The 19661-nt window shown below is 63.6% G+C and carries 23 protein-coding genes; 19 read left to right on the top strand and 4 right to left on the bottom strand.

From position 1 onward, the window contains the following. Nucleotides 1–191: 191 nt before the first annotated feature. Complete coding sequence (locus tag LB516_RS10520; protein WP_224719489.1) at nt 192–1130, bottom strand: tyrosine recombinase XerC; 939 nt, start codon at nt 1128–1130, stop codon at nt 192–194. A 115-nt stretch (nt 1131–1245) separates the two neighbouring features. Here LB516_RS10520 and rimM point away from each other — a divergent pair, with 115 nt between their 5' ends. Both rimM and trmD read left to right on the top strand, forming a co-directional pair. Further along, on the top strand, nt 1246–1845 hold the full coding sequence (rimM, locus tag LB516_RS10515) for a ribosome maturation factor RimM (RefSeq protein WP_015315021.1): 600 nt from the start codon (nt 1246–1248) through the stop codon (nt 1843–1845). Beyond that, entirely contained in the window at nt 1842–2540 is a 699-nt protein-coding gene (gene trmD, locus LB516_RS10510) for a tRNA (guanosine(37)-N1)-methyltransferase TrmD (protein ID WP_224719488.1), read from the top strand. Before rimM ends, trmD begins: the two co-directional genes overlap by 4 nt. Here trmD and LB516_RS10505 read toward each other — a convergent pair. Next, nucleotides 2522–3274 (bottom strand): sulfite exporter TauE/SafE family protein, encoded by a 753-nt coding sequence (locus tag LB516_RS10505; protein ID WP_224642594.1) that lies wholly within the window; start codon nt 3272–3274, stop codon nt 2522–2524. The genes trmD and LB516_RS10505 overlap by 19 nt on opposite strands. A 338-nt stretch (nt 3275–3612) precedes the next feature. Between LB516_RS10505 and rplS the strand changes: the two genes are divergently transcribed. From rplS to leuC, 7 genes are all read left to right on the top strand, one after another. Continuing rightward, entirely contained in the window at nt 3613–4164 is a 552-nt protein-coding gene (gene rplS / locus LB516_RS10500) for a 50S ribosomal protein L19 (RefSeq protein WP_013892267.1), read from the top strand. Nucleotides 4165–4322: 158 nt separating this feature from the next. Next, on the top strand, nt 4323–4736 hold the full coding sequence (locus LB516_RS10495) for an organic hydroperoxide resistance protein (RefSeq protein ID WP_224642596.1): 414 nt from the start codon (nt 4323–4325) through the stop codon (nt 4734–4736). Continuing rightward, a complete protein-coding gene (locus tag LB516_RS10490) occupies nt 4733–5233 on the top strand; it encodes a MarR family winged helix-turn-helix transcriptional regulator (RefSeq protein WP_224719487.1) in 501 nt (166 codons plus the stop codon). The genes LB516_RS10495 and LB516_RS10490 overlap by 4 nt, the downstream gene beginning before the upstream one ends. A gap of 170 nt (nt 5234–5403) precedes the next feature. Then, entirely contained in the window at nt 5404–6201 is a 798-nt protein-coding gene (locus tag LB516_RS10485; RefSeq protein ID WP_140618336.1) for a basic amino acid ABC transporter substrate-binding protein, read from the top strand. 90 nt (nt 6202–6291) lie between these two features. Continuing rightward, nucleotides 6292–7101, top strand: a complete 810-nt coding sequence (locus tag LB516_RS10480) for an amino acid ABC transporter permease (RefSeq protein ID WP_140618338.1) — start codon at nt 6292–6294, stop codon at nt 7099–7101. A gap of 53 nt (nt 7102–7154) precedes the next feature. Next, nucleotides 7155–7790: a class I SAM-dependent DNA methyltransferase gene (locus tag LB516_RS10475; protein WP_140618340.1), complete on the top strand. Its 636-nt coding sequence runs from the start codon at nt 7155–7157 to the stop codon at nt 7788–7790. A 255-nt stretch (nt 7791–8045) separates the two neighbouring features. Then, a complete protein-coding gene (gene leuC / locus LB516_RS10470) occupies nt 8046–9455 on the top strand; it encodes a 3-isopropylmalate dehydratase large subunit (protein WP_140618342.1) in 1410 nt (469 codons plus the stop codon). Nucleotides 9456–9494: 39 nt separating this feature from the next. Here the strand turns inward: leuC and LB516_RS10465 are convergent, their stop codons facing one another. Continuing rightward, nucleotides 9495–9812 carry a hypothetical protein gene (locus LB516_RS10465; protein WP_015315031.1) on the bottom strand — a complete coding sequence of 106 codons (318 nt, stop codon included), beginning with the start codon at nt 9810–9812 and terminating at the stop codon, nt 9495–9497. A gap of 149 nt (nt 9813–9961) precedes the next feature. Between LB516_RS10465 and LB516_RS10460 the strand changes: the two genes are divergently transcribed. Beyond that, nucleotides 9962–11158, top strand: a complete 1197-nt coding sequence (locus tag LB516_RS10460; RefSeq protein ID WP_224529635.1) for a sensor domain-containing diguanylate cyclase — start codon at nt 9962–9964, stop codon at nt 11156–11158. A gap of 75 nt (nt 11159–11233) precedes the next feature. Next, nucleotides 11234–12451 (top strand): sensor domain-containing diguanylate cyclase, encoded by a 1218-nt coding sequence (locus LB516_RS10455; protein WP_224719486.1) that lies wholly within the window; start codon nt 11234–11236, stop codon nt 12449–12451. Here the strand turns inward: LB516_RS10455 and LB516_RS10450 are convergent. Next, nucleotides 12435–12782, bottom strand: a complete 348-nt coding sequence (locus LB516_RS10450) for a hypothetical protein (RefSeq protein ID WP_224719485.1) — start codon at nt 12780–12782, stop codon at nt 12435–12437. The two genes, LB516_RS10455 and LB516_RS10450, sit on opposite strands and share 17 nt — an antisense overlap. Between LB516_RS10450 and LB516_RS29120 the strand changes: the two genes are divergently transcribed. The 8 genes from LB516_RS29120 to LB516_RS10410 all read left to right on the top strand — a co-directional run bounded on the left by LB516_RS29120 (nt 12736) and on the right by LB516_RS10410 (nt 19606). Next, nucleotides 12736–12888, top strand: a complete 153-nt coding sequence (locus LB516_RS29120) for a pentapeptide repeat-containing protein (RefSeq protein ID WP_140618349.1) — start codon at nt 12736–12738, stop codon at nt 12886–12888. The genes LB516_RS10450 and LB516_RS29120 overlap by 47 nt on opposite strands. 194 nt (nt 12889–13082) lie before the next feature. Further along, nucleotides 13083–13508, top strand: coding sequence for a hypothetical protein (locus tag LB516_RS10440; protein WP_224719484.1), 426 nt, complete (start codon nt 13083–13085; stop codon nt 13506–13508). 255 nt (nt 13509–13763) lie between these two features. Continuing rightward, nucleotides 13764–14180, top strand: a complete 417-nt coding sequence (gene sdhC, locus LB516_RS10435) for a succinate dehydrogenase, cytochrome b556 subunit (protein ID WP_224719483.1) — start codon at nt 13764–13766, stop codon at nt 14178–14180. Then, on the top strand, nt 14180–14575 hold the full coding sequence (gene sdhD, locus LB516_RS10430) for a succinate dehydrogenase, hydrophobic membrane anchor protein (protein ID WP_023771889.1): 396 nt from the start codon (nt 14180–14182) through the stop codon (nt 14573–14575). Before sdhC ends, sdhD begins: the two co-directional genes overlap by 1 nt. A gap of 4 nt (nt 14576–14579) precedes the next feature. Beyond that, nucleotides 14580–16415: a succinate dehydrogenase flavoprotein subunit gene (sdhA, locus tag LB516_RS10425; protein ID WP_015315038.1), complete on the top strand. Its 1836-nt coding sequence runs from the start codon at nt 14580–14582 to the stop codon at nt 16413–16415. A gap of 2 nt (nt 16416–16417) precedes the next feature. Then, entirely contained in the window at nt 16418–16852 is a 435-nt protein-coding gene (locus LB516_RS10420; RefSeq protein ID WP_224719482.1) for a DUF3052 domain-containing protein, read from the top strand. Next, nucleotides 16852–17631 carry a succinate dehydrogenase iron-sulfur subunit gene (locus LB516_RS10415; protein ID WP_224719481.1) on the top strand — a complete coding sequence of 260 codons (780 nt, stop codon included), beginning with the start codon at nt 16852–16854 and terminating at the stop codon, nt 17629–17631. The genes LB516_RS10420 and LB516_RS10415 overlap by 1 nt, the downstream gene beginning before the upstream one ends. 394 nt (nt 17632–18025) lie before the next feature. Next, nucleotides 18026–19606 carry a sulfatase-like hydrolase/transferase gene (locus LB516_RS10410; RefSeq protein WP_224719480.1) on the top strand — a complete coding sequence of 527 codons (1581 nt, stop codon included), beginning with the start codon at nt 18026–18028 and terminating at the stop codon, nt 19604–19606. Nucleotides 19607–19661: the final 55 nt, after the last annotated feature.

Genomic DNA, 19661 nt, shown 5'->3' with positions numbered 1-19661 from the left:
ACTTCAGAGCACCGCCCACGGTGCAGAATTCAGCTCCGCTGCATTCCACGGCTGATGTCACGGCATGGATCCCAGGGTCTCCGCGACGGAGCTTCGCTCCTGCTTCGCCCTAGGATGACGAAGTTGGGAAGGCTTCGGCCAATCGCGAATGTTTATAATGGGCCACCGATACTGCATGGCTTTACCGACGTTCATGCCCTGGGATGGGCCGATTCGTAGATTTCCAGCAGCCTTGCGGTGTCGACGCCGGTGTAAATCTGCGTCGTCGACAGGCTGGCGTGGCCCAGGAGTTCCTGGATGGTGCGCAGATCGCCGCCTCGGCCGAGCAGATGGGTGGCGAAGGAATGGCGCAAGGCATGTGGCGTCGCCGTGTCCGGCAGGTTGAGCGCCGAACGCAGCTTCGCCATGTCACGCTGGATGATGGCCGGGTTGAGCGGGCCGCCGCGCGCACCGCGAAACAGCAGACCCTTCGGATCGAGATGATAGGGGCACAGCCGGCGGTATTCGGCGATCGCCCTGAGCGCCACCGGCAACACCGGCACCAGCCGTGTCTTGCCGCCCTTGCCGGTGACGCGCAGCACGGTGTCGGCTTCCGACGCCAGATCGGCGGCGTTGAGGCCAAGCGCCTCGGAAATGCGCAGGCCCGAGCCGTAGAGCAGCGTCAGCACGGCGGCGTTGCGAGCGGCGATCCAGGGTTCTTCCGCCAGTTGACCCTCGACGGAGACCACGTGCCTGGCATCGCTCGCCGTCAGCGGCTTGGGCAGCGATTTGGGCTGGCGCGGCGCGCGCAAGGCCGCCGCACCTGCCGCATTGGCGAGACCGCGCCGCTCGAGGAACCGCAGCAGCGAGCGGATGCCGGCCAGGCCACGGCCAAGCGTGCGGGCGCCGGCGCCGGCATTGCGGCGGGCGGCGAGGAAGCCGCGCAAATCGGCCGGGCGCAGGTCGGCGATATCGGAAATGCCGGGCGGTCCGCCGAGATGGCCGGTGAGGAAGTGCAGGAACTGGCGCGAATCGCGCTCATAGGCTTCCACTGTCTCGGGTGATAGGCGACGTTCACGCGCGAGCATCTTCAGCCAGCTTTCGCGTGCGGCCTGGAGATCGGCTTTTGCCGGTATGAGGAATTCCTGCATCGGGTCTGTTCCGGTTCGCCGTCATTTTCCGGCAGCCGAGTTAGGAAGCGGTGAAGAGCCCGTTGTTGAAATGACGGCGAGGCGGCGCTAGAGCAGGGACAAAGGATTTTCGCCCATGAGCAAGCCGCAGAACCCCGTCCAGATGGCCGTAATCGGCGCCGCGCACGGCATCAAGGGCGAACTCAGGGTGAAAACCTTCACCGGCGAGCCAATGGCGCTGGCGGATTATGGGCCGCTCTACGCCAGGGATGGACGAGCCTTCCAGATAACCGACATAAGGCCCGCCAACACCGTTGTCGTGGTGCGCTTTAAGGGCGTCAGCGACCGCAATGCGGCCGAGGCGCTCGCCGGTACGGAGCTGTTCGTCGATCGCTCGATGCTGCCCGACGATGGCGAGGAGGACGAATTCTACCATGCCGACCTGATCGGGCTGGAAATCCGGGATGATACCGGCGCCGCCATCGGCAAGGTGGTCGCGGTGCACAATTTCGGCGGCGGCGACATTCTCGATGTGACGCTCGCCGGGCGCAAGGGTGTGCTGATCCCGTTCACGCAGGCCGCCGTGCCTGCCGTGTCGATCGCCGAGGGCTTTGTCCGCGTCGATCCGGTGGCGGCTGGACTGGTCGAGGACGAGGACGCGGACGCGCCGCGCGAGGAGGATTTCGACCCGAAGGGCCGGCCGCGCGGACCGCGCGATGCCGGAGGCAACCGGTGAGTTTTGCCGCGTCGGTGCTGACGCTCTATCCCGAGATGTTTCCGGGCGCGCTTGGCCTGTCGCTGGCCGGGCGGGCACTGGAGGCGGGGACATGGTCTCTGGAGGCGATACAGATACGCGACTTCGCCACCGACCGGCATCGCACCGTCGACGACACGCCGGCCGGCGGCGGCGCCGGCATGGTGATGCGTGCCGATGTCCTGGCGAAGGCAATCGACCATGCTTCGCCGCCGGGCGATGAGCGTCCAAGGCTGCTGATGAGCCCTCGCGGCAAACCACTGACGCAGGCTCGCGTGCGGGAGCTCGCCGCCGGGCCGGGTGCCGTCATCCTGTGCGGCCGCTTCGAAGGCGTCGACCAGCGGGTGATCGATGCACGGGGACTGGAGGAAGTCTCGATCGGCGATTTCATCCTGTCCGGCGGCGAGCCGGCGGCCCTAGTGCTGCTCGACGCCGTGGTGCGGCTGTTGCCCGGGGTGATGGGCAATGCGGTCTCCGGGGAAGAAGAGAGTTTCGAAAACGGCCTGCTCGAACATCCGCACTACACGCGACCGCAGGAATTCGAGGGCCGGGAAATTCCCGAAGTGCTGATCTCCGGCAATCACAAGAAGATCGCCGCCTGGCGCCGCGCGCAGTCGGAGACGCTGACGAAAGAGCGGCGACCCGATCTGTTCGGCGATCAGCCTTTGCCGAAATAGTAAAAAGCCAGGAACAGGCCGACGGCGATGACGAAGCCGCGCACCACGTTCTGCGGTACGCGCTTGGCGATCCAGACGCCGGCATAGCCGCCGAGCGCGCCGCCCGGGATCATGACGATCGCCTCCGGCCAGGCGACGACGCCGCCCGAGACGAAGACGACGATGGCGACGGCCGCGATGACCACGGCCAGCATGTTCTTCAGCGCGTTCAGCCGGTGGTAGTCGCCGGCCTGGGTCAGGCCGAGGGTGGCCAGCATCATCACGCCCATGCCGGCGCCGAAGAAGCCGCCATAGATGGCGGTGACGAATTGCGCCAGCGAACCGGCGAGTGAGCCGACAGCCGCTTCGTGTCCGGGTTTCGGCGCCGGCTTCAGCCAGGGCCCGGCGGCAAACAGTGCCGTCGCGCCCAAAAGCAGCCACGGCACCAGGACGCGAAAGGACGGATTGTCGAGCGCCAGCAGGATCAGGGCGCCGGCTAGCGCGCCGACGGCCGAGATCAGGCAGAGCAGCAGCGCGCCGCGCCAGAAGTGCCTGATGTCGGCCCAGTAAGCGAGGGTCGAGGTGATGTAGCCGGGGAACTGCGTCACCGAGGAGGTGGCGTTGGCAACGATCGGGGGGACGCCGACCAGTGTCATGGCGCCGAAGGTGACGAAGGTGCCGCCGCCGGCGACCGCGTTGGCGGCGCCGGACAGAAAGCCCGCCAGGAAGAGCAGGATGGCGTCGAAGACAGACATGGATGGCCGCCGTGAAGAAGTGTGCTATTCTGGCTTAGAAAGCTTGGTGGACAGACGCAACCCGGCACGGCAGGATTAAGATGGTGCCATGCCGGGAGCCATGCCGGCAAAAAATGCACGGGCAAGGCGTGACAAAGCGCCGAAATAGCTGTATGTGCCCGCCCGTACCGGCAAGAACAACTCTGCCGGACCCGTCAACAATGACGGTGTAGTCGCCCCTGCCCGATGTCTGGGAGACAAATGTCTTGGAGACAAAGGACATAGCCGAGCGGTCAATGGAACTGCAAGGCGAGCGTAGGGCGCTCTGACTGTCGGAAGAACAAGAAGTGGATTTTTAGATGGATCTCATCCGTCAGCTCGAGGCCGAACAGGCCGCCAAGATCGAAGCCAAGCGCAAGCTTCCCGAATTCCAGCCCGGCGACACCGTGCGCGTCCAGGTCCGCGTGACCGAAGGCACCCGCACCCGCGTCCAGGCTTATGAGGGCGTCGTCATCGCCCGCGCCGGTTCCGGCTTCCAGGAAAATTTCACCGTCCGCAAGATCTCCTACGGCGAAGGCGTCGAGCGCGTGTTCCCCGTCTACTCGCCGATGGTCGAAGGCGTCGAGATCGTGCGCCGCGGCAAGGTGCGTCGCGCCAAGCTCTATTACCTGCGCGATCGTCGCGGCAAGTCGGCCCGTATTTCGGAAAACACCGGCGTGCGCGCCCGCAAGCTCAACGATGAGGAGCGCGACGCGCTGAACGCCGAGAAGGCGCGCATCGAGGCCGAGAAGGTCGCAGCCGCCCAGGCGCTGGCCGCCGAGACGGCCGCCAAGGAAGCCGCCGAGAAGAAGGCAGCCGCCGAAGCTGAAGCAGCAGCCAAGGCTGCCGCCGAAGCGACCCCGGCCGAATAAGAGTTCGACGAAGGAATTTGAAAAAGGCGGCTTCGGCCGCCTTTTTTCGTTTCACCGAACTGTGAACGGGTTCAGCCTCGGAGATCGGGATCGGCAATTGACGTCCAATCGTTTTGTGCACTAACTAATCGTGCACAAATCTAATTGGAGAATGGAAGATGGCACTCTACACCACACAGGCCCACGTGACGGGCGGTCGCGCCGGCCATGGCGAAACCAGCGACGGCCTGCTCAAGGTCGATCTGGCGATGCCCAAGGAGCTCGGCGGACCGGGTGGCGCGACCAATCCCGAACAGCTTTTCGCCATCGGCTATGCCGCCTGCTTCGAAAGCGCGATCCGCTTCGTGGCGCGCAAGCAGAAGCTGCCGCTCGAGGATGCAGCGGTAGCGGCCACCGTCAGCCTGCTCCCCAATGGCGAAGGCTTCAAGCTCGGCGTCGCGTTGGCAGCGGAGACGAAAGGCCTTGATCAGGCGGCGGCTGAAGCGCTTGTATCGGCGGCGCATCAGATTTGCCCCTATTCGAATGCCATCAGGGGCAATGTCGAGGTGGCGCTTTCGGTAAAGGCGGCATGACGACAAAGGTCGAAACGAAAGCCAGAGAAGCCCCGGCGGAGGCCGCCGGGGCGCACCCGGTGCCACGGCTCGATCAACAGCTCTGTTTCGCGCTCTATTCGGCGAGCGGATTGATGACCAAGCTCTACCGGCCGTTGCTCGATCCGCTCGGCCTGACCTATCCGCAATATCTGGTGATGCTGGCGCTGTGGGAACGCGCGCCGAGCACGGTGGGCGACCTTGGCGAAGCGCTCGACCTGGATTCAGCGACGCTGACGCCGCTGCTCAAGCGAATGGAAGCGGGCGGCCTCGTCACCCGCCGGCGCGATGCCGACGACGAGCGCCGGGTGCTGGTCGAGCCGACGGCCAAGGGCCAGGCGCTGCGCGCGAACATGAAGGATGTGCAGGCGGCGCTCGATTGCGGCATGCCGCTGGAGCGGGCTGAGCTCAAAACCCTTCACGGCACGCTCACCCGCCTTGTCGCGGGATTGCGCGAAGCCGCGACCGAGCAAGATTGATCGCGGCAAGGATCGTCCTCAAAAACCGCCTCCCGGACGCACTGGAATCCACGTTAACGCGCAAGGTCGCGGTGGACCCGTCTTGCAAGGCGCTTGCGGAAAGCTAAAGTCGGCGCCGGATTTCTCTGCCGCGCAAACATCGCGCGGCCAATCATTTCGGGGAGTGTGTCATGACCAAATCGAAATTGCTGCTGGCCGGCCTGTTGGCCCTGGTCCTGGCGCCCGTTGCCGCCTTCGCGCAGGCGCTGCCCGATCTCGGCGGCAGACAAGTGGTGGTGGTGACTGAAAACGCCTATCCGCCGCTGCAGTTCATCGATGCCAAGACGGGAAAACAGATCGGCTGGGAATATGACGCGATGAACGAGATCGCCAAGCGGCTCAATTTCAAGGTCGAATACCAGAACACATCCTGGGATGCGATGATCCAGGCGGTCTCCGACAACCAGTACAACATCGGCATGACCGGCATCACCATCAAGGACGACCGCAAGCAGAAGGTGGATTTCTCCGACCCCTATATGCGCTCGGAACAGTTCATGCTGGTGCGCGGCGATGAAAGCCGCTTCACCGACGCCAAGACCTTCGGCGCCTTCAAGGACGGACTGATCGGCGCACAGGCCGGCACCACGCCTTTCTACACCGCCGTCTACAGTGTGCTCGACGGCAATGAGCAGAACCCGCGCATCAAACTGTTCGAGACGTTTGGCGCCACCGTCCAGGCACTGAAGTCCGGCGACGTCGATGTCGTGCTGACCGACGGCACCGCCGGCAAGGGTTATGTCGATGCTTCGGATGGCAAGCTGAAGCTGATCGGTGGCCCGCTCGGCAGCGAGGATTTCGGCTTCATCTTCCCCAAGGGCTCCGACCTCGTGAAGCCGGTCAACGCGGCGATCGCAGCGCTGAAGGCGGATGGCACCTTCGATGCGCTGAACAAGAAGTGGTTCCTTGATTACAAGATGGGGCAGTGAGCCAATCTTGTTGAGGGCCCGGTCTGATGGGCAGGGATTTGCGTTGAGTCTGCGTCCCTCTCGCAGTTCTTGCGTCGCCGATCCCTGCTAATGGCAGCCCCCAGCATTTCCAAACCCGACTTCCCCTGGTGGCTCGCCGTTGCCGGTGTCCTTGCGCTGGCGGCCGCCCTCGCCATCGCCGCCAGCGATCTCTATGCGCAGGTCTTCGCCACTGTCGCCAAGGGCATCGGCATCACCGTCTTCGTCACCGTGATCGCCTTTGTCCTGGCGTCGGTGATCGGCCTCGGCATCGCTTTGATGGGACTGTCGGGTTCGGCCTGGCTGCGGCAGATCGCGCGCTTCTATGTCGAGATCATTCGCGGCGTGCCGATCCTGGTGCTGCTGTTCTGGATAGCCTTTGCCGGCGCGCCGGCCTTCGTCGCGGCCTGGAACGCGCTGACCGCGCCATTGCAGAATGCCGGTATCCTCGGTGAATTGCTGGTGCGTGACGTGTCGTTGCTGTGGCGTGCCATCATGGCGCTGACCATCGGCTATTCGGCCTTCATCTCCGAGGTTTTTCGCGCCGGCATCCAGTCGGTCGAGAAAGGACAGATCGAGGCAGCGAAGGCCTTGGGGCTGAGCCGTGCGCAGCGCTTCCGGCTGGTCGTGTTCCCGCAGGCGATCCGCACCATCCTGCCGCCGCTCGGCAATGATTTCGTCGCCCTGGTCAAGGATTCCTCGCTGGTCTCGGTGCTCGGCGTCGCCGACATCACGCAGATGGGCAAAGTGTATGCCGCCGGCTCGTTCCGCTTCTTCGAGACCTATTCGATAACAGCCTATATCTATCTCATCCTCACCGTCGGCCTGTCGCTGGCGCTCAGGGCGCTGGAGCGGCGTTTGCGCCGCCAGCACGAGGAATAGTTTTTGGGCCGGGACAGCGTTACGCTCGGTGCTTGCCGGAGGAGGAGCTGCCAGTGAACATCGACAAGGCCAATGCGGCGCTGGATTCGGTCTACACGGCCGATACGCCCGAAACGCTGGCGCGGGCCTATGCCGCATGGGCCGCGACCTATGATGGCGAAACCGCCTCGCTCGGGTATCTCCTGCCGTTCCTGATCACCGCCTGGGTTACCCGCCACGTGCCTGCGGGAGAAGGGCCGCTGCTCGACGCCGGCTGCGGCACGGGCCTGTCGGGACCGTCGCTGAAGGCGCTCGGCTACAGCGACATTGCCGGACTCGACCTATCGGACGACATGCTCAAGATCGCCGGCAGCCGCAACGCCTACAGCGAGCTGAAGCAGGCAATGCTGGGCGGCCCGCTGCCATGGCCGGACGGGCATTTCCGCGCCTTCTTCTCCACCGGTGTGTTCACCATCAGCCACGCGCCGGCCACCGGCCTGCACGAACTAGTGCGCATCACGAAAAAGGGCGGCCACGCCATCTTCACGGTGCGCGACCAGGTGTTTGAGAGCGGCGGTTTTCAGGCTGTGTTCGATGAGTTGGAACAGGCAGCGAAATGGCGGGCGGTTGAGGCAAGCCCGTGGTTTCGCTGTTACGCCATCGCCGAGCCCGACGCGCTGGTGAAGACTTTTGTGTTCGAGGTGATGTAAGCCGAGTGAAGAAGTGCCGGCGACATGCCGCAATTGCCGAAAAGCCAAAACATTGCTATCTAGCCCGCCATGGAAAAGCTTTTCAGCGATCCGGCCTACAAGGGGTTCGTGCTGCAGGACAGAAAACGCCTGCCGTCGCGCTTTTCCGCGCGCGTGTCCGGCGCCCTGACCAGCCGACTTCGCTGATCCCTGCCGGCCTGCCGCGGGCTTGCGGCATCAGCTCTTTCCCATTCTCATATCTACGGATTTACGCACATGAGCGCACCGCGCACCCTCTACGACAAGATTTTCGACGACCATGTCGTCGACCGCCAGGACGACGGCACCTGCCTGCTCTACATCGACCGCCACCTCGTCCATGAGGTGACCAGCCCGCAGGCCTTCGAAGGCCTGCGCATGAGCGGCCGGAAAGTCCGTCACCCGGAAAAGACGCTGGCCGTGGTCGACCATAACGTCTCGACCTCGCCCGAGCGCAAGTTCGGCATCAAGAACGAGGAAAGCCGCATCCAGGTCGAAGCGCTGGCCAGGAACGCCAGGGATTTCGGCGTCGAATATTATTCGGAGAACGATATCCGCCAGGGCATCGTCCACATCATCGGCCCCGAGCAGGGCTTTACGCTGCCCGGCATGACCATCGTCTGCGGCGACAGCCACACTTCGACGCACGGTGCCTTCGGCGCGCTGGCGCATGGCATCGGCACGTCCGAGGTCGAGCATGTGCTGGCGACGCAAACGCTGATCCAGCGCAAGGCCAAGAACATGCTGGTGCGCGTCGACGGCCAGCTGCCGGAAGGGGTCACCGCCAAGGACATCATCCTTGCCATCATCGGCGAGATCGGCACCGCCGGCGGCACCGGCTATGTCATCGAATATGCCGGCGAGGCGATCCGTGCGCTGTCGATGGAAGGCCGCATGACGATCTGCAACATGTCGATCGAGGGCGGCGCGCGCGCCGGCCTGATCGCGGCCGACGAGACCACCTTCGCCTATGTCAAGGACAAGCCGCGCGCGCCGAAGGGCGCTGCCTGGGACGCGGCGCTCGAATACTGGAAGACGCTGCAGACCGACGAAGGCGCGCATTTCGACAAGGTGATCGTGCTCGACGCGGCCAAGCTGCCGCCGATCGTCTCCTGGGGCTCCTCGCCCGAGGATGTCGTCTCCGTGCAGGGCATCGTGCCGAACCCGGAAGACATCACCGACGAGAACAAGCGCACCTCCAAGCTGCGCGCGCTCGACTATATGGGCCTGACGCCGGGGACGAAGATCACCGACATCACCCTCGACCGCGTCTTCATCGGCTCCTGCACCAACGGCCGTATCGAGGATCTGCGCGCCGTCGCCAAGGTGGTCGAGGGCAAGACAGTCAGCCCGCATGTCGATGCCATGATCGTGCCGGGCTCCGGCCTGGTCAAGGAGCAGGCCGAAGCCGAGGGGCTGGACAAGATCTTCCGCGCCGCCGGGTTCGACTGGCGCGAGCCGGGCTGTTCGATGTGCCTGGCCATGAACGACGACCGGCTGAAGCCGCATGAGCGCTGCGCCTCGACCTCGAACCGCAATTTCGAAGGCCGCCAGGGCTTCAAGGGCCGCACCCACCTGGTGTCGCCGGCCATGGCGGCCGCCGCGGCGATTGCCGGCCACTTCGTCGACATTCGCGACTGGAAATAAGCCAGGCTGGAGTTGACCCGAGCCTTTGCAGGGCTTGGGTCAAGCCTTCCTGTCGCGCCGGATGAGTTCATGGAATTCCTCGCGGCGCCCAGGTTCGTCCGCCGCGACCACGAGCGCCAGCTGCTCTTCGTCGAAGAGCTTGAACCACTCGTCCCATTCGACAAGCTCATAGCCGCCGGCGTTGACGGGCCGTTCCGGCTGGTCCTGGTCCTGATAGGCGTGCTGGCCGAAGACCAGCCTAAGCATGGGCTGCGTCCCAGCCTCTGGCGATATGTCGACGATTGCGGGAAAGCCGGCACGCCCGGCAGCCCATGAACGGATTGCATCGTGGTCGGTCAATGTGATCGTGTCGGCCATGGCCTGCTCCTGGATTGTGAATTCAGGAACGCTTCCGACAGCACCGGGTTCCCGCAAACATACGGCGCCGACAGCCCAGGCTTAACGGCTTGTTTGGGCTTGCCCTCTAAGGTCTTCCGCGACGTCAACAGAGGGGAAGTCACAGTCCTTTGGACACCGGCCTGTTCATTGCGTTGCTCAACCCGACGATCGCGCTGGCGCTCGGCGCGGCCTTCCTCATGCTGTGGTTCCATCAGCGCCATCGCCCCTATCTGGCGGTGCTGGCGCTCAGCTACTGCGTCTCGGCGCCCGGCTTCCTGTTCCAATATTTCACCTTGCCCATCGGTGTGACGCTGACCAAGCTGGTGTCGAACATCTGCTTCACCATCGCTGCCTGCTGCCTGTCCGGCGCCATTATCGCCCGCTACGGCCGGAAGGTGCCCGGCGTCGGGATCGCCGTGCTGGCGGGCGGCGGCCTTGCGGCATTCGCGTGGTTCCTGTTCGTCACCCCGGATCTCACCTGGCGCATCCTGGCGATGAATTTCGGTTTCGGCGGCGTCAGCCTGCTCGTCGCCGCCGAACTGCGCCCGGTGCGCAACAACGGCCCGACAGAAAAGATCCTGTTCGTGCTGTCGCTGCTGTCCAGCGTCAATTTCTTCGTGCGCACCCTGGCGGTCGTCATCGCGCACGGGCCCTTCGCCGGTTATGACGGCTTCTACGGCTCGTCCTACTGGACGACGGCGCTGCTGTCGCACGCGCTGCTGTCGCTGCTGATCGCGCTTTGCCTCTTCACCGCCGCCGCGCTCGACGTGATGAAGGCGCTTAAGACGGAAACCCACACCGATCCGCTTTCGGGGCTGCTCAACCGCCGGGGTTTCGAGGAACGCGCCGCCATGCTGCTGCAGCGTTGCGCCATGGCCAAATTCCCGGTGGCGCTGGTGCTGGCGGACCTCGACCATTTCAAGGCGCTCAACGATATGCACGGGCATGCCGCCGGCGACCGCGTGATCGCGGATTTCGCCGGGAAGCTGCGCTCGGCCACGGGAGCACGAGGTGCCGCGGGGCGCATCGGCGGCGAAGAATTCGCCGTGCTTTTGCCGCTGACCGATCTCGCCGCGGCGCGGCTGTTCGCCGAGGCGGTGCGCACACTCTATTCGGCTGGCGGCGTCGACGGGCTTCCCGCCGGCACCAAGGTTACCGCCAGCTTCGGCGTGGCGGCCCGCAGCGGCGACGAGACGCTGGAACCGTTGATGCGACGGGCCGACGAGGCGCTTTACAAGGCCAAGAAAAACGGTCGCGACAGCGTGCGCCTCTCCTACGAGCGACCGGAGACGGTGTTCGTGCCTGAGCCGCTCAGGGCCAGCTGACCGCCGCGTCCGCGCTTCGCGTTAACGTCTTTTTCGCCCGTCGATGTTTAGCTGTCGGAGGGGGTTTGAGGATAGATGAGCGGCGCCAACTTCATCCTGTTGATCAATCTGGCGGTTGCCAGCCTGCTGGCGGTATCCTTCATGGCTGTCTCGTTCCATGATGCCGGCCGCGCGCCGGCGCGCTGGATGGCGTCCGCTTATGTCCTGGGCGTGGTCTATTCAGCGATCGAATTCAGCATTCCGGCCTTCAACGATGCGCGGCTTCCTGTGGTTACGGCCTTTGCCGTTTTCCTCGGCGCCACCATTGCCTTCAACGGCGGACTTGCCCGCAAATATGGCGTGGCGCCGCCATGGACGCCGATGCTGTTCTTCCTGGCCGCAACCACCATCGCGGTCTATTTCGTGCAGGATCTGCCGCGCCAGTCGCTCACCCGCATCATGGCCTACCAGCTTCCCTACGCCGCCATGCAGTTCGTTGGCCTTGGCATCGTCTGGGCGTCTAGGCAAAGCCGCGGTCGCCTCGATCTGATCCTGATGGCGGTGCTGGCGGCCAGCGGCCTGCAGTTTGCCTCAAAGCCGTTCATCGCGCATGCGCTCGGCGGCTGGGGCGCCAATCCGCAGGCCTATCTGCAAAGCAGCTACGCGCTGGTGTCGCAGTCGCTGGGCACTGTCTTTGCCCTGGCACTGGCGCTGCTGACGCTGGGCATTCTCGTTCGCGATGTGCTTGCCGAAGTGACGTCGAAGTCGGAGGTGGACACGCTGTCGGGCCTGCTCAACCGTGGCGGCTTCACGCGTCATGCGGAGCTGGCCGTACACGACGCCACGCGCCTGGGCGTGCCGGTGGCGATGGTCATTGCCGATCTCGATCATTTCAAGTCCGTCAACGACAGCTTCGGCCATGCCTCCGGCGACCGGGTGATCGAGGCCTTTGCCGGCCTGCTGCGAGAAGCGGCCGAGGGCCATCACGTGGTTGGCCGCATCGGTGGCGAGGAGTTCGCCGTTATCCTGACAGGCGCCAACCTTGCAGCCGCCCGGCTGTTCGCGGAAGGCACCCGCCACGCGTTCGGCGCATTGCCCATCAGCGGGTTGCCGGCCGACAGCCGCTGCACGTCGAGCTTCGGGATTGCCGAGCTCCACGTGAGCGAGGGGTTTTCCGACCTGATGCGGCGCGCGGATGAAGCGCTCTACCTGGCAAAGAATGCCGGGCGCGACTGCGTGCGTGTCTCCACCGGGCCGGCCGATGGGCTGGCCGTGTTCAAAATCGGCCAGGCCCGCATCAACGGCAGGGGCTGAGCTCAGGCATTTCGCCGTCGGACAGGCCGTACATATAGGAGCGGCCCTTGACGAACACCGGCGGGCGATAGCAGTCGCCTTCGCCCGATATGTCGTCGGATTCGTTCTGGTAGATCACCTTGGGCTGGCCGGCGCTGGTGTAGTCGGACAATTGCCTGGCCAGCTTGCCTTCGCCGACGATGATGCGCTTGTAGCCGGCTGCGCTGTCGATGACGAGATTGCCGAACGAATCGGCGTAGACGCGGTCGTGATGGCGCAAGCCGGCTTCGGCCGGCGCGGCCACCGTGACGGCAAGCGCTGCCAGCGTGAGGGCCGCGAGGCTTGTCCGCACTGATTTGGCCCGCGCTGATTTAGAATCCACTGATTTAGCCCGCACTGATCTAGAACGCATGTCGCTCTCCCTTTGTCGGCGCGAGAGAGATCGCGCCCCGATCTGATCCGAATCGGAAATTAACCCTTTCTTAACCTTTGTTAAGGGGAGGAGCGGCCCGACGGCCGTTTCTTAATGAACATGGTTAATTTCGCGGTCGCCGCCGATGTCCCAACGGGACGACATGGCCGCTCGAATCCGGGGTGAACTTGATCTTGGCGCGCCGCGTGGCTAGCGTGCCCAGCCATGAGGGGGCAGCACATGATGTTTGACCGAACGCTTCGGATGTCGTTCGCTATTCCGCTGCTTCTCGCGGCCGGCGCCTGTGTGCCGGAGGATGGCGCGCCCAAGGCCGCCAACACAGCGACACCCGTGGTGGCGCCTGCTGCTCCCGTCCAGCAACAGTCCGCGCGACCGGCGACCAAGATCACCACCGACCTCACTGCCCCGCGCTTCACCACGGGCACGGCCACCTACAGATGCGGCAATGGCGGCATGATCACCATTCAGAACCTCGGCACGTCGCTGCGCGTGGTCGGCCAGGCAGGCGCCACCGAGGAGTTCGCGGCGTCACCGGCAAACCAGAGCAGCCGCTACCAGGCGGTCACGCATGACGCAATCGTGATCGACGGACGCGAGGCGCTGGTGATGAAGAGGGGATCGACGCCGCAGACCTGCACCCGGTGAGCCAAATCTCGACACGGCCGCGCCCCTAGCCAGACATGCTGCACTGCAGCGATATCGAGCCGGCTTCGGCTGTTCGCCCGCTAATCGATTGAAGCCGCATCCGGCTTTTAGTCAGACTAAATTACGTTTTCGAAACGGTTTTCTGGCTTTGACGCGGTGCAAAAAGAGCATTAGAAACCGGCTGTCCGAAGTCGCAACCGGAAGCGGCAATGCCGCATTTCCACCTGAGGCGGCAGACGCCGAACTGGGGCAGCCATGAGCAAACCACCAGCCACCCAAGCCAGACGCGAAAGGCCGCTTTCGCCGCACCTGAGCGTGTACCGGCCGCCGATCACCATGACGATGTCGATCATCCATCGCATCACCGGGGGCGCGCTTTACTTCGGCACGCTGCTGGTTGCCGTCTGGCTGATGGCGGCGGCATCCTCGCAGCCGGCTTTCGATTGGGTGAACTGGGCCTTCGGCACCTGGATCGGGCGGCTGATCCTGTTCGGCTATAGCTGGGCGCTGATGCATCACATGCTGGGCGGTGTCCGCCATCTGATCTGGGACACCGGCGCCGGGCTTGAAAAACACACGGCCTCGAAGATCGCCTGGGCGACGCTTGCCGGCTCGGTTCTGCTCACGCTGCTGATCTGGGTCGCCGGCACCATAGCGCGGGGAGCTTTGTGATGAGTGCGAAGAACACCGACATGCGCACCCCGCTGGCCAGGGTGCGCGGCCTGGGCTCTGCCCGCGAAGGCACCGGGCATTTCTGGCGCCAGCGATTGACGGCGATCGCCAACATCCCGCTGATCCTGTTTTTCACCGGGTTCTTGATCGCGCTCAACGGCGCCGGCTATGCGCAGGTGCGGGCAGCGCTCGCCAACCCGTTCGTGGCGCTGGTGATGGCCCTGGTGCTCATCTCGCCGCTCTATCATATGCGGATCGGCATGCAGGTGATCATCGAGGACTATGTGCATGGCGAAGGCATGAAGCTGGCGCTGATCGCCCTCAACACATTCTTCACCATAGCAGTCGGCGTCGCTTCGCTCTTCGCCCTGCTGAAACTGGCATTCGGAGGCTGAAGTCTTGGCCCAGGACACGAAATCAGCCAACGCGGCAGGCTACACCTTTGTCGATCACAAGTTCGACGTGGTCGTCGTCGGCGCCGGCGGCGCCGGGCTGCGCGCCACGCTTGGCATGGCCGAACAGGGCCTGCGCACCGCCTGCATCACCAAGGTGTTCCCCACCCGCTCGCACACGGTTGCCGCGCAAGGCGGCATCGCCGCGTCGCTGTCCAACATGGGCCCGGATTCCTGGCAGTGGCACATGTACGACACCGTCAAGGGCTCGGACTGGCTGGGCGATGTCGACGCCATGGAATATCTGGTGCGCGAAGCCCCGGCCGCCGTTTACGAACTCGAACATTACGGGGTGCCGTTCTCGCGCACCGAAGAGGGCAAGATCTACCAGCGGCCGTTCGGCGGCCACATGATGAACTATGGCGACGGGCCGCCTGTGCAGCGCACCTGTGCGGCCGCCGACCGCACCGGGCATGCCATCCTGCACACGCTCTACGGCCAGTCGCTGAAGAACAACGCGCAGTTCTTCATCGAGTATTTCGCGCTCGATCTGATCATGGAACCGGACGGAACCTGCACCGGCGTCGTGGCGTGGAATCTGGACGACGGCACCATCCACCGCTTCTCGGCCAAGATGGTGGTGCTGGCGACCGGCGGCTATGGGCGCGCCTATTTTTCGGCGACCTCGGCGCACACCTGCACCGGCGACGGTGGCGGCATGGCGGCGCGGGCGGGGTTCCCGTTGCAGGACATGGAGTTCGTGCAGTTTCACCCGACCGGAATCTATGGCGCCGGCTGCCTGATTACCGAGGGCGCGCGCGGCGAGGGCGGCTATCTCGTCAACTCCGAGGGCGAACGCTTCATGGAGCGCTACGCACCGTCGGCCAAGGACCTCGCCTCGCGCGATGTCGTCTCGCGCTGCATGACGCTGGAAATTCGCGAGGGCCGCGGCGTCGGCAAGGCCAAGGACCACATCTTCCTGCACCTCGATCATCTCGATCCGGCGGTCTTGCACGAAAGGCTTCCAGGCATTTCAGAGTCGGCGAAAATCTTCGCCGGCGTCGACCTGACCAAGGAGCCGATCCCGGTGCTGCCGACGGTGCACTACAATATGGGCGGCGTGCCGACCAATTATTGGGGCGAGGTGCTCAATCCAACCGCGGACAACCCCGACCGGGTCTCGCCCGGCCTGATGGCGGTCGGCGAGGCCGGTTGCGCTTCCGTGCACGGCGCCAACCGGCTTGGCTCGAACTCGCTGATCGACCTGGTGGTGTTCGGCCGCGCCGCGGCGATCCGCGCCGGCCAGGTCATCGACCGCAAGGCGGCGATCCCGTCGCCCAACCAGGCTTCGGTCGACAAGATCATGGATCGCTTCGACCGGCTCCGCCACGCCAACGGCTCGACGCCGACGGCTGTCCTTCGTGAAAAGATGCAAAAGGCGATGCAGGAAGATGCCGCCGTGTTCCGCACGCAGGAATCGCTCGAAAACGGCTGCAAGCGTATTTCGGAAATCTGGACCGAGCTCAAGGATGTCAAAGTCTTCGACCGCTCGATGATCTGGAACTCGGACCTGGTCGAGACTCTGGAACTGGAAAACCTGATGGCCAACGCCATCACCACCGTCTACGGCGCCGAGGCGCGCAAGGAGAGCCGAGGCGCGCATGCTCGGGAAGATTTTTCCGCCCGCGACGACGCCAACTGGCGCAAGCATACGCTCGCCCATCTCAGCGAGGACGGCGCGGTGACGCTGACCTATCGGCCGGTGCACACCGAGCCGCTTTTGGCCGAAAAGGACGGCGGCATCAGTCTGGCCAAGATAGCGCCGAAGGCCAGGGTGTACTGAGGATGGCGACGGCGGCGGGATATTCCGGTACGTCCCTTCCGGTCAAGCTCGGCCTGAAGGATGGGATGATTGCCGCCTTCATCGCCCTGCCGCCGGAACTCGCGGACCTCGCCGAGGCCGTCGATTTCGCCGAGGCCGACCGGCTGGCCGAATGGTCCGACATTTCGGGCGTGGTGCTGAAATACGACGCCGTCCACGCCTTCGCCAGACAGCGCGCCGAGATCGAGGATCGCCTCGGCGCACTCGAGGCGGCGATCAAGCGCGACGGCATGGTCTGGGTCTCCTGGCCAAAGAAGGCCTCGAAAGTGGCCACCGACGTCACCGAGGGCGTTGTCCGTGCTGAAGCGCTCAAGCTCGACCTTGTCGACGTCAAGGTCGCCGCCGTGAACGAAATCTGGTCCGGGCTGAAGCTCGTCATCCGAAAGGACCTGAGGTAATGGTCGAACTCACGCTCCCAAAGAACTCGAAGGTCCAGCAGGGCAAGACCTGGCCGAAGCCGCAGGGTGCCACCAATCTCAGGGAATACCGCATCTATCGCTGGTCGCCGGACGACGACGAGAACCCGCGCATGGACACCTACTTCGTCGATATGGACGATTGCGGGCCGATGGTGCTCGACGCGCTGCTGTGGATCAAGAACAAGATCGACCCGACACTGACCTTGCGCCGCTCCTGCCGCGAAGGCATTTGCGGTTCCTGCGCCATGAACATCGACGGCTCGAACACGCTCGCCTGCACCAAGGGCTGCGACGACATATCGGGCGCGATCAAGATCTATCCGCTTCCGCATATGCCCGTGATCAAGGATCTGGTGCCCGACCTTACCAATTTCTACGCCCAGCACGCCTCCATCGAGCCATGGCTGAAGACGGTGTCGCCAACGCCGGCCAAGGAATGGCTGCAGAGCCACGAGGACCGCGAAAAGCTCGACGGGCTTTACGAGTGCATATTGTGCGCCTGTTGCTCGACCTCGTGCCCGAGCTACTGGTGGAACGGCGACCGCTATCTCGGCCCGGCGACGCTGCTGCAGGCCTATCGCTGGCTGATCGACAGCCGCGACGAGGCCAAGGGGGAACGGCTCGACAATCTCGAAGACCCGTTCCGGCTCTATCGCTGCCACACCATCATGAACTGCGCGCAGACCTGTCCGAAGGGGCTCAATCCCGCGAAGGCGATCGCCGAGATCAAGAAGATGATGGTGGAGAGAAGGGTTTAGGTTCGGCGGAGGACAAGCCGGCCGGCTGATCGAGAATCGGTACTCGCCTGAAATACACGGCGGCCATCCTCACCAACAATGCGCTGAGATCAAGGATCCCTCAGCGCCGTCGAAGCGGCTACCAGGCGCCACGGCACGGCCTGGATATGTGGCGCGCCCATCATTGTTTTCATACACGTTGCTTGCCCAAAACCGAGGTGATTTTCGGGACGACTTACATTAGAGAAACCTCATTAATCAGCTGTCATCTATACACTATGACGTGACGTTACCTTAGTATAGCGTTAAGAGATTCTCGATAGATACTTCGGAAGTCGTCGCTCGAGTACAGAGTATGAGTGGATTTCCTGCGGTTCGTTACTGGCCAATAGGACCGTTGGTTAGCGCCGCGACGGTGGGATCGCTCACCTGGCTCACCTCGCAGGTCTATTTTCAGGAGAAGAGGCTGATCCTGGTCGTCGGCCTAGTGGCTTTGATCGCGCTTGTCTTGCTGGATCGCCTCCAGGGGGCAAGGACGGATCAGCCAGGAAGCGGGTGGTTCAGAGCCTATTTATCGCTCGTTCCGTGCTTTTTCTTCCTTGTCTATGTCTACCTCGAAAATGTTTTCGGCTATTTCGATTGGGCAGCGATGTTCATGCATGTCGGCGCCGGAGTTCTCACCCCCAGTGTCGTTCTTGAGTATTTGATGAATACTGGAAGCACGATCCTGATCATTGCCGTCGGTCTTTTCGGTCTTGGCGCACTGAAGGCGCGCGGCACGCTGACAAGAGGATTGGACGTTGCCTTGATGGCATTCTTCCTGGCGGCAAACCCGATGCTGACACGTCCGATCGCGGCAGCGATCCATCCCAACCCGCTGCATGACTTCCTGTCCAAGCAGTTCGTCGATGTCACCTCTTTGACAAAGCCGGCTGAAACAGCGTCGGCGACCGCCGCGCCAAAGAACCTCATTCATATTTTCATTGAGAGCGCCGAGCGCACCTACATGAACGAGGCGGAGTTCGGCGACGTCATGGGTCCGCTGCTCGAATTCGACAGGCGTGGCGTTTCGGCGACCAACATGGTGCAACTTGCCTATACCAACAACTCCATCTCAGGGATGGTCGCTGCGAACTGTGGAACGCCGCTGCTGATATCGTTCTTCACGACGCGCCAGTATCTGGAGGAGAATTCGCAATTCCTGCCAGGACTGACCTGCCTGGGCGACGTTCTGAAGGCGCGGGGCTATCAGCAGAACTTTATTACCGGTTGGCCGCTCAACTTCACCGGTCAGGGCACATTCTATTCCACCCATGGCTACTCATCGCTTTTTGGGGGATCCGAAGTGGTGGCCGCCATCGCGGGGCGCGGCAACGCTTTTGGCGCCGACGACGCCGAAGTTCTGGATATGAGCTTCGGCGTCTTGCGCCGAGTGCAGCGGGACGGCAAACCGTTCTCGCTCACGATCGCCGTCAGCGGCGGGCATGCGATGGACGGCTACCTGACCGACAAATGCATCGGCAAGACGGGACTTCCTCCGCAGACCCCCAACATTCTCCATGCCGTGAAATGCACGAACATGCTCATCGCGGACTTCATTCACAAAGCCGAAGCCGCGGGTCTGATGAGGAACACTGTCCTGGCCTTGCAAAGCGACCACCTCAGCGCGCCGAGCACGGTAACGGATCGCTTGAACAATTATGAACGCCGCAACTTCTTCTCGCTGTCGGGCGATGGCATTCCTTCCAAAACCTATACCGGGCTTGCGGGCACGATTGACATATTTCCCACCATTCTTGACGCGCTGGGGGTGCCGCTCTCGAATGATCAGGCTGCCCTTGGCGTTTCGCTGCTTGGGGATCGACCGACGCTGAGCCGGGCACTTGGACAGGACCAGTTCGATGACGCTATCTATGCCGAGGATGTGCTCGTCAGGTCATTCTGGCAGTTGAAACCGACACGGACCGCCGTGGCGTCCGAGGCTGAGTCGCGTTAATGCGCGCCTGCGTTTGTTCGCCGCTAGATAGCGCCTACCTGGCCGAGGCCTCAAC

The organism is Mesorhizobium sp. CO1-1-7 (assembly GCF_020164885.1).
Lineage (GTDB): Bacteria > Pseudomonadota > Alphaproteobacteria > Rhizobiales > Rhizobiaceae > Mesorhizobium > Mesorhizobium australicum.
The sequence above is the reverse complement of the archived record's forward strand: the minus strand, read 5'-3'. Positions and strand labels throughout refer to the sequence as shown.

Excerpts from the sequence above, each read along its gene's own strand:
- LB516_RS10520 (WP_224719489.1), bottom strand. The coding sequence starts at position 1,130 with ATGCAGGAATTCCTCATACCGGCAAAAGCCGATCTCCAGGCCGCACGC.
- rimM (WP_015315021.1), top strand. The coding sequence starts at position 1,246 with ATGAGCAAGCCGCAGAACCCCGTCCAGATGGCCGTAATCGGCGCCGCG.
- LB516_RS10505 (WP_224642594.1), bottom strand. The coding sequence starts at position 3,274 with ATGTCTGTCTTCGACGCCATCCTGCTCTTCCTGGCGGGCTTTCTGTCC.
- rplS (WP_013892267.1), top strand. The coding sequence starts at position 3,613 with ATGGATCTCATCCGTCAGCTCGAGGCCGAACAGGCCGCCAAGATCGAA.
- LB516_RS10495 (WP_224642596.1), top strand. The coding sequence starts at position 4,323 with ATGGCACTCTACACCACACAGGCCCACGTGACGGGCGGTCGCGCCGGC.
- LB516_RS10490 (WP_224719487.1), top strand. The coding sequence starts at position 4,733 with ATGACGACAAAGGTCGAAACGAAAGCCAGAGAAGCCCCGGCGGAGGCC.
- LB516_RS10485 (WP_140618336.1), top strand. The coding sequence starts at position 5,404 with ATGACCAAATCGAAATTGCTGCTGGCCGGCCTGTTGGCCCTGGTCCTG.
- LB516_RS10480 (WP_140618338.1), top strand. The coding sequence starts at position 6,292 with ATGGCAGCCCCCAGCATTTCCAAACCCGACTTCCCCTGGTGGCTCGCC.
- leuC (WP_140618342.1), top strand. The coding sequence starts at position 8,046 with ATGAGCGCACCGCGCACCCTCTACGACAAGATTTTCGACGACCATGTC.
- LB516_RS10465 (WP_015315031.1), bottom strand. The coding sequence starts at position 9,812 with ATGGCCGACACGATCACATTGACCGACCACGATGCAATCCGTTCATGG.
- LB516_RS10455 (WP_224719486.1), top strand. The coding sequence starts at position 11,234 with ATGAGCGGCGCCAACTTCATCCTGTTGATCAATCTGGCGGTTGCCAGC.
- LB516_RS10440 (WP_224719484.1), top strand. The coding sequence starts at position 13,083 with ATGATGTTTGACCGAACGCTTCGGATGTCGTTCGCTATTCCGCTGCTT.
- sdhC (WP_224719483.1), top strand. The coding sequence starts at position 13,764 with ATGAGCAAACCACCAGCCACCCAAGCCAGACGCGAAAGGCCGCTTTCG.
- sdhD (WP_023771889.1), top strand. The coding sequence starts at position 14,180 with ATGAGTGCGAAGAACACCGACATGCGCACCCCGCTGGCCAGGGTGCGC.
- LB516_RS10420 (WP_224719482.1), top strand. The coding sequence starts at position 16,418 with ATGGCGACGGCGGCGGGATATTCCGGTACGTCCCTTCCGGTCAAGCTC.
- LB516_RS10415 (WP_224719481.1), top strand. The coding sequence starts at position 16,852 with ATGGTCGAACTCACGCTCCCAAAGAACTCGAAGGTCCAGCAGGGCAAG.